The following is a 13,219-nucleotide window of genomic DNA, read 5'->3' on the forward strand; positions in this document are numbered from 1 at the left end:
CCCCCCCCCCACCCCCCCCCCCCCCCCCCCCCCCCCCCCCCCCCCCCCCCCTCCCCCCCCCCCCCCCCCCCCCCCCCCACCCCCCCCCCCCCCCACCGCCCGCCCCCCACAAGGGGATTGCGTGCCCCTGAGGTTATCCACTTTATTCATTAGCCTGCCTGTGGATAACCTTTGGAGAACCGCGTGCAGCCCATATAGCTCAGGGCCTGCAAGCTGTTGATCAATAAATGATCAAGCCCTGCGCCGTAAAGTTATCCACGCATCCAAGCTGTAAACTGCCAACCCCGCCCAGATGAACCCGAAGGTCACGATGGTGCTTGTCGCAAGATGTTCCTTGAAGACAAGCACGGCCAATGCGAGCACCAGTGTCGGACCGATGTACTGCAGGAAGCCCAGTGTGGTGTAAGGCAGGTGTCGGGCGGCGGCGTTGAAGGCTATCAGTGGCAAGATCGTTACAGGGCCCGCGGCGGCGAGCCAGAGCGCTTCACTGGTGGTCCAGAATTCCGGTTGTGAGGTGTACGCTGCCGGGTTGAGCAGCAACCAGCCCACGGCGACAGGCACCAGTATCCAGGTTTCCACGACAAGGCCGGGCAGGGCGGCAACCGGGGCTTTCTTGCGGACGATCCCGTATACCGCGAACGTTCCGGCAATCACTAGCGACACCCACGGCAGGCTGCCGACTTGCCAGAGTTGCTGCGCCACACCTGTGGCTGCCAGACCGACCGCGATCCATTGCAAACGCCGCAGCCGTTCGCCCAGCACCAGCATCCCCAGCAGCACGTTGACCAGCGGGTTGATGTAGTAACCCAGACTGGCTTCGACCATGCGCTCGTTATTCACCGCCCATACATACACCAGCCAGTTGATGGCGATCATCGAGCCGCTAAAAGCCAGTACCGCCAGGCGCTGGGGGTTGTCGCGCAGTTCACGCCACCAGCCGGGGTGTTTCCAGAACATCAGTAACAGTGAGCCGAACAACGCCGACCAGAGCACTCGATGGACGATGATTTCCACAGATGGCACTTGGGCGATGGCTTTGAAGTAGAGCGGAAACAAACCCCAGATGGTGTAGGCACTAAGCCCGAGAATGTACCCGCGTTGCGGGTTGACGGCTGGCATGGTGGGTCCTGTTGGCAGGTGGTGGATTCTTGTTTTCTTTCATTTGTAGGAGCTTCGACGCCGCGCTGTCGCGCAGAAAACACGGGACCTGTAGGAGCGAGCTTGCTCGCGATTCGGTCTGTCAATCGATGAAGATATCGCCTGTGCTGCCGCAATCGCGAGCAAGCTCGCTCCTACAGGCCCGTTGTTTGTAGCGAGACAGCGCAGAGCGAACATTCAATCAAAACAACTTCAGCGGCTCTTCATTCAGCGCCGACAACTGCTCACGCAAAGCCAGGATCTGGTCACCCCAATAACGTTCGGTGCCGAACCACGGGAAGCTATGCGGGAATGCCGGGTCGTCCCAGCGGCGGGCCAGCCAGGCGCTGTAATGCATCAAGCGCAACGCGCGCAGCGGTTCGATCAACGCCAATTCACGCGGGTTGAAGTCATGGAATTCGTTGTAGCCATCCATCAATTCCGACAATTGCCCCAGGCATTCCTGGCGGTCACCGGCCAGCATCATCCAGATGTCCTGAACGGCGGGGCCCATGCGGCAGTCGTCGAGGTCGACAATGTGGAACATTTCATCGCGCGCCATCATGTTGCCGGGGTGGCAGTCGCCATGCATGCGGATGTTCTGATGCGGCGTCGCGGCGTAGGCGTCTTCAACGCGCTTGAGCAGATCCTTCGCCACCGACTCATAAGCAGGCAACAGGCTGCGCGGAATGCAGTCGTTTTGCAGCAGAAAATCCAGCGAGGCCTGCCCGAAGTTCTGCACGGCCAGCGCTTCGCGGTGCTCGAAAGGTTTGGTCGCACCGACGGCATGGATGCGCCCGAGCAACTGGCCCAGACGATACAGCTGATCAAGGTTGCCCGGCTCTGGCGCACGACCGCCGCGACGCGGGAACAGGGTGAAGCGAAATCCCGCGTGCTCGAACAACGTCTGCCCGTTATGCACCATCGGCGCGACAACCGGGATATCGACGTTCGCTAACTCGAACGTGAAGCTGTGCTCTTCAAGAATGGCTTCGTTGGTCCAGCGCTGCGGCCGGTAGAACTTGGCGATCAGCGGCTGGCCGTCTTCGATGCCGACCTGATAGACGCGGTTCTCGTAACTGTTGAGCGCAAGAATGCGGGCGTCACTGAGAAACCCGATGCTTTCAACGGCATCGAGAACCAGGTCTGGCGTGAGTGTTGCGAACGGGTGGGCCATGCTTACTCCTGCGCGCAGCAGGCTGCCGCGTCGGCCCGTGATGGTAGCGCAGACGGGCAGGGCATGGGGGCTTTAGCTTCAGCGCAAAGTTGCGCGCTGCAACCAAACTGTCATCACTTGATAGCTGTAACGAAATATTGAATCGCTAATGTCGCGGCCAATGAGATCGATCTCAAGGCGAGCGAACGTGACTGATTTGAAAGAAGTGGCACGACTGGCAGGGGTTTCGCGGGCGACTGCCGCGCGGGCTTTTGCGTCCCCCGATGTCGTGCGGCCGACTACTCGCGATCAGGTGTTCGCTGCAGCCCGGGAGTTGGGTTTTCGGCCAAACCGCTTGGGGCGTCAGTTGCGTCTGCAAACCACCAATCTGATTGGTGTGATCGTACCCAACCTGCTTAACCCGGTCTTCGCCGAGCAGTTCCAGGCTATGGAACGTGCTGCGCGTTTGAAGGGTTACAACCTGCTGCTGGCGACCACCGATTACAGCAGCGAGCGGGAAAGCGCTGTGGTTGAAGAGTTACTGCGCCAACGCGTCGATGGTCTGGTACTGACCGTGACCGATGCTGAAAGCAATCGCGTCCTGCAAAGCCTGGTCAGCGAAGACACGCCGTTCGTGCTGGCCTATCACCAACCGGGCAATCCTGATTACAGCGCCGTGTCTGTGGATAACCGCGCGGGCATGGCCCTGGCGAGCCGTTACTTGCTCGATTCCGGGCATCGCAGGATTGGCATGGTCGCCGGTCCAGCGTTGCAGTCCGATCGCGCCCGTTTGCGTTACGCCGGGTATTGCGAAGCCATGGTCGAGCGCGGTCTGGACAGCCTGCCGGTGATTGAGATGCCTGCGCATACCCAGGCCGATTTCGCTGCTATCGAGCCTTTGCTGCGCGGCCCCAATCGCCCCAGCGCGCTGGTCTGCTCCAACGATTTGCTGGCGATCAGCCTGATCGCAGAGCTGCGTCGCAACGGCTGGAGCGTGCCCGGCCAGCTTTCCGTTATCGGCTTCGATGGCATCGCCCTCGGTGCCCAGATGCATCCGACGCTGTGCAGCGTCGTGCAACCCATCGCGGCGCTTGCCAGCACCGTGATCGATCAACTGCTGGCGCAAATCGCCGGTGCCGCTCCGACTTCCCATTGCCTGCCTTGCCATATCCGGCCAGGTGAAAGTACTCAGCCCTACGAGGAGATGCTTCATGATCCGCTTCAGTAAACCCCTGGCAGCGCTGCTGCTGTGCGGTGCGGCCAGCCTGGCTCAGGCCGCTGAAACTGCCATCTGTTACAACTGCCCGCCGGAGTGGGCGGACTGGGGTACGCAGCTCAAGGCAATTGCCGAGACGACCGGCGTGCAAGTGCCGCTGGATAACAAAAACTCTGGCCAGTCACTGGCGCAACTGGTGGCTGAAAAGGCCGCTCCGGTTGCCGACGTGGTGTATTACGGCGTCACTTTCGGCCTGCAGGCGCAGAAAGCTGGCGTTGTGGGCAGCTACAAACCAAAAGGCTGGGAGCAGATTCCAGCGGGCCTGAAAGACCCGGAAGGTCACTGGTTCGCGATCCACTCCGGCACGCTAGGCATCATGGTCAACGTCGATGCGCTGGGCGGTTTGCCGGTGCCGCAAAGCTGGGCTGATTTGCTCAAGCCTGAATACAAAGGCATGGTCGGTTACTTGGATCCTTCCAGCGCCTTTGTCGGTTATGTGTCTGCTGTGGCGATCAATCAGGCCATGGGCGGCACCCTGGATGATTTCAAACCGGCCATCGACTACTTCCAGAAACTGGCGAAAAACTCGCCGATCGTGCCGAAGCAAACCGCGTATGCACGGGTACTGTCGGGTGAGTTGCCGATCCTTGTCGATTACGACTTCAACGCCTATCGCGCTCGCTACAAAGACAAAGCCAATATCGCTTTCGTGATCCCCAAGGAAGGCAGCATCAGCGTGCCGTACGTGATGAGCATTGTGGATAACGCACCGCATCGTGCCAACGCTGAGAAGGTGCTGGATTTCACCCTGTCCGATCAAGGCCAGTCGCTGTGGGCCAAGGCTTATCTGCGTCCGGTGCGTGACGTGAAAATGCCTGCCGATGTTGCCGCGCAATTCCTGCCGGACAGCGATTACGCACGGGCTGGCGTTGTCGATTACGAACACATGGCCGCCGTGCAGGAAGCTTTCGCAGCGCGCTATCTGAGTGAGGTCAAGTAAGTGACCGCTTCGATTCTGAAAGCTCAGGGCGTGAAGCCGGGCAGGCGCGCGATGCTGCGTCTGCGCCCGACCGCGGCCTGGGCGCTGGCCCCGGCCGCAGCCATGCTGTTTGCGTTCTGGTTGCTGCCGTTGGCGCACCTGATTTTGCTGGGCGGCGAAAGCCGCGATGGCAGCGCAGGTTACTGGCAGGTGCTAAGCAGTGCACAGTATCTGGGCAGCCTTGCCCAGACCTGCGTGCTGGCTATCGTTGTTACGCTGGCGGCTTTGCTGGTCGGCGGTATCAGCGGTGTGTTCCTTGCGCGGCAGCGGTTTTTCGGTCGTTCGGCACTGGTGGCTTTGCTGACTTTTCCGTTGGCGTTTCCAGGCGTCGTGGTGGGCTTTCTGGTGATCTTGCTGGCCGGTCGCCAAGGCTTGTTTGCGATGCTCGGCATGGAGCTGGCCGGTGAGCGATGGATCTTTGCGTACTCCCTGACGGGGCTGTTTCTGGGCTACCTGTACTTCTCGATTCCGCGCGTGATCCTCACGGTGATGGCGGCGTGTGAAAGTCTGGATCGCAGTCTTGAAGAGGCTGCGCACTCGCTGGGCGCAGGTCATTGGCGAGTGGTGTGCGACGTGATCGTGCCGGGGCTTGCGCCTGCGCTGGTGTCTTGCGGGGCGATTTGCTTTGCGACGTCCATGGGCGCATTCGGCACCGCATTTACCCTTGGCACGCGCCTGAATGTAACGCCCGTCGCGATCTATAACGTGTTCACCAACTACGCCAATTTCGCCGTTGCTGCTGCTTTGTCAGTCGTGCTGGGCGCGTTGACCTGGGCCGTGTTGCTGCTGGCTCGGCGCTTGGTGAAAAACTCGGGGACTGTCCTGTGAAGCGCTCAACGCTGTTTGTCATGCAGTTGCTGTTCACGTTGTTGGTCTGCGCATTCATGTTGGTGCCGGTGCTGTTGTCATTGCTCGCTGGCCTGACGCGCAATTATTTTCAGGGCGTGTCGAGTGGATTGACCTTCGACTGGTTGATCCAGGTCTGGCAGGCCTATTCACCCACCGTCTGGCTGTCGATTCAATTGGCGGCGGCCTGCGCGGTGTGCGTATGCGTGATTGGCGTACCGGCCGCCTATGCCTTGGTACGGATGAACAATCGCTTCAGCCGTGCCTTCGAAGAGTTGATGGTTTTGCCAGTGGCCATGCCTGGTCTGGCCAGCGCGCTGGCGTTACTGCTGACCTACGGTCAGTTCGGCGGGTTTCGCAGCAGTTGGTTGTTCATTCTGGTGGGGCATGTGTTGTTCACCTTGCCGTTTCTGGTGCGCCCGGTGATGGCGGTCATGCAGCGTCAGCAACTGCCGGTGCTGGAAGAAGCTGCGGCCAGTCTGGGAGCGGGGCCGTTCAAGCGATTCTTCAGCGTCGTGGTGCCTAACTGTCGGGCCGGGATTCTGGCCGGGGTGTTGATGGTCGTCACCTTGTCGCTGGGTGAGTTCAACCTGACCTGGATGCTGCACACGCCCATGACCAAAACCCTGCCGGTAGGTCTCGCCGACAGCTACGCGTCTGCGCGGCTGGAAGTTGCCAGTGCCTACACCCTTATTTTTCTGTTGATGATCGTGCCGCTGTTGATCGCGTTGCAGGCCATCAGCGCCCGTCTTTCCCGTTGAGAGAGTCGATGACCGGAACCACTATTCGTTTGCAGAGCTGCCGCAAGGCGTTCGCTGACGGCACCGTCGCTGTGCATGATTTGAACCTGACCATCGAGCCCGGGGAAACCCTTGCGATTCTCGGCCCTTCGGGTTGCGGTAAGACCACCACGTTGCGCCTGATCGCCGGACTGGAAAGCACTGATGCCGGGCAGATTTTCTTCGGCGATCACGACGTCACCCGTTTGCCGATCGAGAAGCGCGACGTGGGCATGGTGTTCCAGAACTACGCGTTGTTTCCCAATCTGGATGTGGCGGGGAATATCGTTTATGGCCTGAAGATTCGCGGTATGTCTCCCGCTGAGCGAAATAAGCGCTGTGCCGAATTGCTGGAGTTGGTTGGCTTGCAGGAGCATGGCAAGCGCAGTATTCACGAACTGTCCGGTGGGCAGCGTCAGCGGGTCGCATTGGCCCGTGCGCTGGCCCCACGTCCCCGGGTGTTGCTGCTCGATGAGCCATTGGCGGCACTGGATGCGCAATTGCGTGAACGCTTGCGCAGCGAGCTGAATGACCTGCTGCGCGGGTTGGGGATAACTTCGGTGTTTGTCACCCATGATCAGGGCGAGGCCATGGCGCTGGGCGACCGGATTCTGGTGATGGAGAAGGGGCGTGTCGCGCAACTCGCAACGCCTCGTGAGATTTATCAACAACCTGCCAATGCCTTCGTCGCCAGTTTTGTCGGCAACCTCAATGCGTTCCCGGTGGTCGAGCGCACGGCGCAGGGTCTTAAAGTCAGTGGCGGTGAGTTGCCGTGGACGGCTGCGAATCAGCCTTCAACGGTGTATTGCCGTCCCGAGCATTTACGTGTGATGGACGGTGAGAGTCATCTGCGTGGTCGTTTGGTGGGGCAGTTCTTTCAGGGCGCTCAAAGCCGCCTTCTGGTGGACGTCGGCGCGGCTCAGCCCTTGTTGGTGGACAGTGCCGACAACGTTATCCACAGCCCTGGCGCGCTGATCAGCCTGGCCTTAGCGCCGCAGGTGTTGTTTACGCTGGGCTCCTGATACTGCGCGAATTTGAACCTGCATTCGACCTGTGGGAGCCGGGCTTGCCCGCGATGAATACACCGCGATCTATCAGGAATCGCGTCCAGCTTCATCGCGGGCAAGCCCGGCTCCCACAAATCTGCATTTTTTGTTGAGATCTAATATTGAACCACCCATTCCTCATTGCGCAGATCAGCGATCTGCACCTTAAAGCCGGTCAGAAACTGACCTATGGCGTCGTCGATACCCTGGGTGCATTGCGCCGTGCCGTGGATCACCTGAACGCCAGCGTTCCGCGTCCTGACGTCGTTGTGATCAGTGGCGACCTGGTGGACTTCGGGCAGCCGGAGGAATACGCCGTGCTGCATCCGGAGCTCAAGCGCTTGCATATGCCGTTTTATCTGGTGCCGGGGAATCATGACAATCGCCAGCACTTGTTGACTGAGTTTGCCAACCAGACCTACCTGCCCCTTTCATCCGATGCGCCACTGGACTGGGTCGTGGAAGAGCATCCCGTGCGGTTGATTGGCCTGGATACCAGTATTCCCGGTTCCCATGGCGGACAACTGACAGAGTGTCAGTTGCTCTGGCTCGATGAGTTGCTGGCGCGCCGTCCTGATGTACCGACCGTATTGGTTTTGCATCACCCGCCGTTCATCACCGGTATCGGCCATATGGACCGCGAGCCATTCAGAAACATTGTGCAGTTTGAAACAGTGATTGCGCGCCACCCGCAGGTCGAGCGCTTGCTGTGCGGGCATTTGCACCGCTCCATGCAGCGTCGTTTTGGTGGCAGTCTGAGTTGCATCTGTCCAGGCACTTCACACCAGATCGTGCTTGATCTGCAGGAAGACGCACCGGCACATTTCAATCTGGAACCGGCGGGTTATCTGCTGCATCGCTGGCATCCGCTAGAGGGGCTGGTGACTCACAATGCCGTGTTCGGCGAATACCCGGGGCCGCATCCGTTTTATGACGTGAATGGGTTGATTGATTAGTCGGCAACAAGTTAACGACTTGGAATACCACCTGTGGGAGCTGGGCTTGCCCGCGATAAGGCTGGATGCGATCTAAAGTGAACCGCGTCCAGACTTATCGCGAGCAAGCTCAGCTCCCACAGGTTAAGCGAATCAGATCAAGCGCCGATCACTCCACCATCATCCCGCGTAATCACCATCACCGATGAGCGCGGTTTGCCGCTTGGCAGATGCTCGGGGAAGGTTGAGCCGCCGAATTCACCAGGGTGCTGGATACCGATGAACATGGTTTTGTAATCCGGCGCGAAGCTGATACCGGTGACTTCGCAACCAATCGGGCCGACCATGAAGCGACGAATCTCGCCGCTTTGCGGATCTGCGCAGAGCATCTGGTTGTTGCCCATCCCGGCGAAGTCTCCTGCGTTGCTGGAGTCCCCGTCAGTCTGGATCCACAGACGACCGGCGCTATCAAAACTCAGGCCGTCCGGGCTGTTGAACATGTTCTGCGGGTTGATGTTGCTCGACCCACCTTGTGGCTTGCCGCTATGAACGGTCGGGTTGCCCGCCACAACAAACAGGTCCCAGTCGAAGGCCATCGCCGAAGCGTTATCGTCATTTTCGCGCCAGCGCAGAATCTGCCCGTACTGGTTCTTCGCCCTAGGGTTAGGACCACCGACCGGTTGCCCGTCATCGCCGCGTTTGACGTTGTTGGTCAGCGTGCAATAAACCTGACCATCTTTAGGGCTGACGACGATCCACTCCGGACGGTCCATGCGCGTGGCTTTCACAACGCTTGCTGCAAGACGTGCGTGGATCAGCACTTCAGCCTGGTTATTAAACCCGGCAGATGCGTCCAGGCCGTTTTTGCCGTGGGTCAGTTCGATCCATTCACCGGTACCTTTCGGGCGATCCGGGTTGCCGTCACCATTGTCGAAACGCGCGACGTACAGCGTGCCGTGGTCCAGCAGGTTGCGGTTGGCTTTCGGGTCCTTGTGATTGATCTTGTCGCGGCTGATGAATTTGTAGATGAACTCGCCACGCTCGTCGTCGCCCATGTACACCACGGCGCGACCGCCTTTGGTTTCGGCCAACGCTGCGTTTTCATGCTTGAAGCGGCCCAGCGCAGTGCGTTTGACTGGCGTGGATTTTGGATCGAACGGATCGATTTCCACTACCCAGCCGTGACGGTTGATCTCGTTGGGGTTTTTAGCCAGGTCGAAGCGCGAATCATGCTGGTGCCAGTTGATCTCTTTACTGGCGGCGATTGCCCCGTAACGTTTGATCCCGGCATCAAACTTCTGCTCGGGATCGGTGCTGCCAAAGCAGTCCGTGAAGTTTTCTTCGCAGGTCAGGTAAGTGCCCCACGGTGTCTTGCCGTTTGCACAGTTCTGGAAGGTACCCAAGGCTTTTGTGCCGGTTTTATCAGCGGCGGTCTTGAGCCAGTCGTGCCCGGCGGCCGGGCCGCTCAGGGTGATCGGGGTATTGCCGTGGATGCGACGGTTGTATTTGGAGTTCTGTACGAACTCCCACTTGCCGTTCTTTTGCTGTACCTCAATCACCGACACGCCTTCACTGGCCAGTGCTTTGCGCACTTCTTCAGCAGATTGCGGTTCTTTGCCGTGATCGAACAGGTAGCGGTAGTTGGTGTATTCGTTGTTGATGGCCATCAGCGCGCGATCTTTGCGCCCGGGCATCGGGAACAGGCTCATGCCGTCATTGTTGTCGCCGAACTGCACTTCCTGTGCTTCTGCTGTGCCTTTGCCGCTTGGATCAAACGCGGGGCCGCCAACCTGTAGCGGCTGCCCCCAACTGATCAGCACTGAAGATGTGTAGCCTGGCGGCAAGCTGATGCTGTCAGCGGTGGCGGCAGGGATGCTGTCGAAACCGAGCAGCTTGCCTGATGCTGCACTGACACTCTTGGCCAGAGCAGTGCGGCTCAACATTCCACCGCCCAGAAACATCGCTGCGCCGCACAGGGCGCCTGCAGTGATGAAGCCACGGCGGGTCAGGCCGACCATTTGTTCGAGGTCTGTAGATTGGTTTTCTTCTAGTAGTTTCATCAACACGGCTCCCAGCAGGTGTGGCAGACACCTTAGTGAGCAGATATGACGAAATTGTGTCGTCGCAATGACGCCGTGCTATTTACAGCGGCGTGCCCAGCAGCACGAGGGATGGTGCGAATTGAACCTGCACCGGGCTGCCGGTTTTCAGTTGAAGGGCCGCGAGCTGTGCAGGCTCTGCGAGTGCACACAGAATCTGCCCACTGGACAGGGTAATGCGCACCTCGCTTGGGCCATTAGTTGCGTCGGCAATGTCTTCCAACGTACCGCTCAGGCAATTGTGTCCATTTGTTACGGGGCTGCCTTCGGCCATAAGCTCCAGCCAGCCGGCCTTGATCAGCGCGACGACATCTGTGCCAATCATCAAATCCAGCCGAAGCGTGCTGTCGTGGGTAATCTGCGCATCAATGAACACGTCTCCCGCCAGACGCAGGCGAACCAGATCATTGTGACCGTGTGCGGTAATGCTCTCGATGCGCCCCAATAGCTGGTTGCGAGCGCTGGTGCGCAAGGTGAGGCGACTGAGTAAATCCAGGTCGCCACTTTCCTCGGTGGCTTCCAGTACTTGGGCCTGAAGTGTCTGCAAGCGTTGGTACAGCCGCAACACGCGCTCGCCTTCCACCGAAAGCTTCGCGCCCCCGCCGCCCCGACCACCCACGCTACGTTCCACCAGCGGTTTTTGCGCCAGATTGTTCAGCTCATCAATGGCATCCCACGCAGCCTTGTAGCTCAACCCCGCACTCTTGGCTGCACGGGTAATCGAGCCTTGCTCGGCAATGTGCTGCAACAGCGCAATGCGTTGCGGGCGACGGACCATGTGTTGAGTGAGCAGAGTGGGTAGGGGCATGGGGCTGCTTTTGGGTCGTGATGATGGTGGGCAGTGTAAGGCATTGGTATTTTGTAGGAGCTGCCGGATGTCCACTGTTTGCATGTCACCTGGAGCTGCCGAAGGCTGCGATGGCGGTGTGTCAGGGCGAATGCTTCGCAGCCTTCGGCAGCTCCTACAAAATAATCAATCCCCCGGCTTGGGCGTGCGCGCCAGACAATAAACATCCACCCGACACGCCCCAGCCTTGATCAACAGCTTCGCAATCACATCTGCTGTAGAGCCTGTAGTCAGAACGTCGTCCACCAGCGCCACATGCTTGCCTTTGATCTTTTCTTCATCAGCCACGACAAACGCATCGCGCAGATTTCGCTTGCGGGCTTTGGCATCGAGGCCTTGTTGGGCCGGGGTTTCCTGGGTGCGCAATACCAGTTGGTCTTCCACGGGGATTTGCAGTTGCTCGCCCAACCAGTCAGTCAGCATCGCAGCCTGGTTGTAACCGCGTTGGCGCAGCCGTTTTACGGCCATTGGCACGGGTAACAGGAAGTCCGGGCGGGGCAGGTTTTCCTCGAAACGGTGCTGCAGAAACTGGCCAAGCAATTGCGCCATCAAGCGTCCCATGGGCCAGTTGCCCTGATGCTTGAAGCGCGTTATCAGGCTGTCGATGGGGAACTGATACAGCCAGGGCGCTGCGACTTCATCGAAGGCGGGGGAGTGCCGGTCGCATTGCGCGCAACTCAGACCTGACATCGCCAGCGGGAGCGCGCATTGCTGGCATTGGTCGCCTAGCCAGGGCAGTTCGGTTTCGCAGGCAGTGCAGATGGCATAAACCGTGTCTGTCGATTCGTCGCATAACAAACAGGTCTGGTTGTTTTTTAACCAGATGTAAACCTGAAAGGTAGGATTTGGTTGACAGGGCATGGCTCTTCCTTAAACATAATGAAACATCCATGTCGCGCCTGTGGACTTTTGGCCTGCGCAAGCAGGGCCGAGTCGCAGGTTGTTAACCAAAAGATACAGAGCAGAAAACCGAGGACCGCCCGATGAGCGCCAGCACTACCGCCACTTTGCGTCATGACTGGACTTTAGCTGAGGTCAGAGCGCTGTTCGTACAGCCTTTCAATGACCTGCTGTTTCAGGCGCAGACGGTGCACCGCGCTCATTTCGACGCCAATCGCGTTCAGGTTTCGACGCTGCTGTCGATCAAGACGGGCGCCTGCCCGGAAGACTGCAAGTACTGTCCGCAATCGGGTCACTACAACACCGGTCTGGAAAAAGAAAAGCTGCTGGAAGTACAGAAGGTTCTCGAAGAAGCCGCTCGCGCCAAGGCCATTGGTTCGACCCGCTTCTGCATGGGGGCTGCCTGGAAGCACCCTTCGGCTAAAGACATGCCTTACGTGCTGGAAATGGTCAAAGGCGTGAAAGCCATGGGCCTTGAGACCTGCATGACGTTGGGGCGTCTGGATCAGGAGCAGACTGAAGCGCTGGCTTCGGCCGGTCTGGATTATTACAACCACAACCTGGATACCTCGCCGGATTTCTACACCAGCATCATCACCACCCGCACTTACAGCGAGCGTCTGCAGACCCTGGCTTACGTGCGCGATTCGGGGATGAAGATCTGTTCGGGTGGCATTCTGGGTATGGGTGAGTCGCTGGATGATCGCGCTAATTTGCTGATCCAGCTGGCCAATCTGCCAGAGCATCCCGAGTCGGTGCCAATCAACATGCTGGTCAAGGTCGCCGGTACGCCTCTGGAAAATGCCGAAGACATCGATCCGTTTGATTTCATCCGCATGCTCGCCGTGGCGCGCATTCTGATGCCGCAGTCTCACGTGCGTCTGTCCGCAGGGCGTGAAGCCATGAACGAGCAAATGCAGGCGCTGGCGTTCTTCGCCGGTGCCAACTCGATTTTCTACGGCGACAAGCTGCTGACCACCGCCAACCCGCAAGCCGATAAGGACATGCTGTTGTTCTCGCGATTGGGCATCAAGCCGGAAGCTCGCGAAGAGCACGCTGACGAAGTGCACCAGGCTGCCATCGAGCAGGCGCTGGTCGAGCAGAAAAGCAGCGAGCAGTTTTATAACGCAGTGGTTTAGCGCGCAGATTTCTGTTGGAGCGAGGTCCTGTGGGAGCGAGGCTTGCCCGCGATTTTGGTTGACCCTATCGCGGGCAAGCC

At 59.1% G+C, this 13,219-nt stretch carries 12 protein-coding genes; 7 read left to right on the forward strand and 5 right to left on the reverse strand.

Translation table 11 applies throughout. The features are described from left to right. Positions 1 to 231: 231 nt before the first annotated feature. Both rarD and ACYASS_RS17545 read right to left on the reverse strand, forming a co-directional pair. Entirely contained in the window at positions 232 to 1,119 is an 888-nt protein-coding gene (gene rarD, locus ACYASS_RS17540; RefSeq protein ID WP_463587049.1) for an EamA family transporter RarD, read from the reverse strand. A gap of 220 nt (positions 1,120 to 1,339) precedes the next feature. Beyond that, on the reverse strand, positions 1,340 to 2,314 hold the full coding sequence (locus ACYASS_RS17545) for a serine/threonine protein kinase (protein WP_027901914.1): 975 nt from the start codon (positions 2,312 to 2,314) through the stop codon (positions 1,340 to 1,342). Between the two features lie 187 nt (positions 2,315 to 2,501). On the opposite strand from ACYASS_RS17545, the gene ACYASS_RS17550 reads away from it, so the two are divergent. The 6 genes from ACYASS_RS17550 (at position 2,502) to ACYASS_RS17575 (ending at position 8,175) form a co-directional block, all read left to right on the forward strand. Beyond that, positions 2,502 to 3,521, forward strand: coding sequence for a LacI family DNA-binding transcriptional regulator (locus tag ACYASS_RS17550; protein WP_463587050.1), 1,020 nt, complete (start codon positions 2,502 to 2,504; stop codon positions 3,519 to 3,521). Beyond that, a complete protein-coding gene (locus ACYASS_RS17555; protein ID WP_463587051.1) occupies positions 3,505 to 4,509 on the forward strand; it encodes an ABC transporter substrate-binding protein in 1,005 nt (334 codons plus the stop codon). Before ACYASS_RS17550 ends, ACYASS_RS17555 begins: the two co-directional genes overlap by 17 nt. A 51-nt stretch (positions 4,510 to 4,560) precedes the next feature. Continuing rightward, a complete protein-coding gene (locus tag ACYASS_RS17560) occupies positions 4,561 to 5,376 on the forward strand; it encodes an ABC transporter permease (RefSeq protein WP_463587058.1) in 816 nt (271 codons plus the stop codon). Beyond that, positions 5,373 to 6,155, forward strand: coding sequence for an ABC transporter permease (locus ACYASS_RS17565; RefSeq protein ID WP_463587052.1), 783 nt, complete (start codon positions 5,373 to 5,375; stop codon positions 6,153 to 6,155). Before ACYASS_RS17560 ends, ACYASS_RS17565 begins: the two co-directional genes overlap by 4 nt. Before the next feature lie 8 nt (positions 6,156 to 6,163). Further along, positions 6,164 to 7,195, forward strand: a complete 1,032-nt coding sequence (locus tag ACYASS_RS17570; RefSeq protein ID WP_463587053.1) for an ABC transporter ATP-binding protein — start codon at positions 6,164 to 6,166, stop codon at positions 7,193 to 7,195. Positions 7,196 to 7,341: 146 nt separating this feature from the next. Continuing rightward, a complete protein-coding gene (locus ACYASS_RS17575; protein ID WP_463587054.1) occupies positions 7,342 to 8,175 on the forward strand; it encodes a phosphodiesterase in 834 nt (277 codons plus the stop codon). 137 nt (positions 8,176 to 8,312) lie between these two features. On the opposite strand, the gene ACYASS_RS17580 is transcribed toward ACYASS_RS17575, so the two are convergent. The 3 genes from ACYASS_RS17580 to ACYASS_RS17590 form a co-directional block, all read right to left on the reverse strand. Next, complete coding sequence (locus ACYASS_RS17580; RefSeq protein WP_463587055.1) at positions 8,313 to 10,214, reverse strand: PhoX family protein; 1,902 nt, start codon at positions 10,212 to 10,214, stop codon at positions 8,313 to 8,315. 82 nt (positions 10,215 to 10,296) lie between these two features. Further along, positions 10,297 to 11,061 carry a TOBE domain-containing protein gene (locus ACYASS_RS17585; protein WP_463587056.1) on the reverse strand — a complete coding sequence of 255 codons (765 nt, stop codon included), beginning with the start codon at positions 11,059 to 11,061 and terminating at the stop codon, positions 10,297 to 10,299. A 165-nt stretch (positions 11,062 to 11,226) separates the two neighbouring features. Next, entirely contained in the window at positions 11,227 to 11,961 is a 735-nt protein-coding gene (locus ACYASS_RS17590; RefSeq protein WP_463587057.1) for a phosphoribosyltransferase family protein, read from the reverse strand. Positions 11,962 to 12,083: 122 nt separating this feature from the next. Here ACYASS_RS17590 and bioB point away from each other — a divergent pair, with 122 nt between their 5' ends. Further along, positions 12,084 to 13,139: a biotin synthase BioB gene (gene bioB / locus ACYASS_RS17595; protein ID WP_027901924.1), complete on the forward strand. Its 1,056-nt coding sequence runs from the start codon at positions 12,084 to 12,086 to the stop codon at positions 13,137 to 13,139. Positions 13,140 to 13,219 lie beyond the last annotated feature (80 nt).

This window comes from Pseudomonas sp. HP_14 (assembly GCF_055283875.1).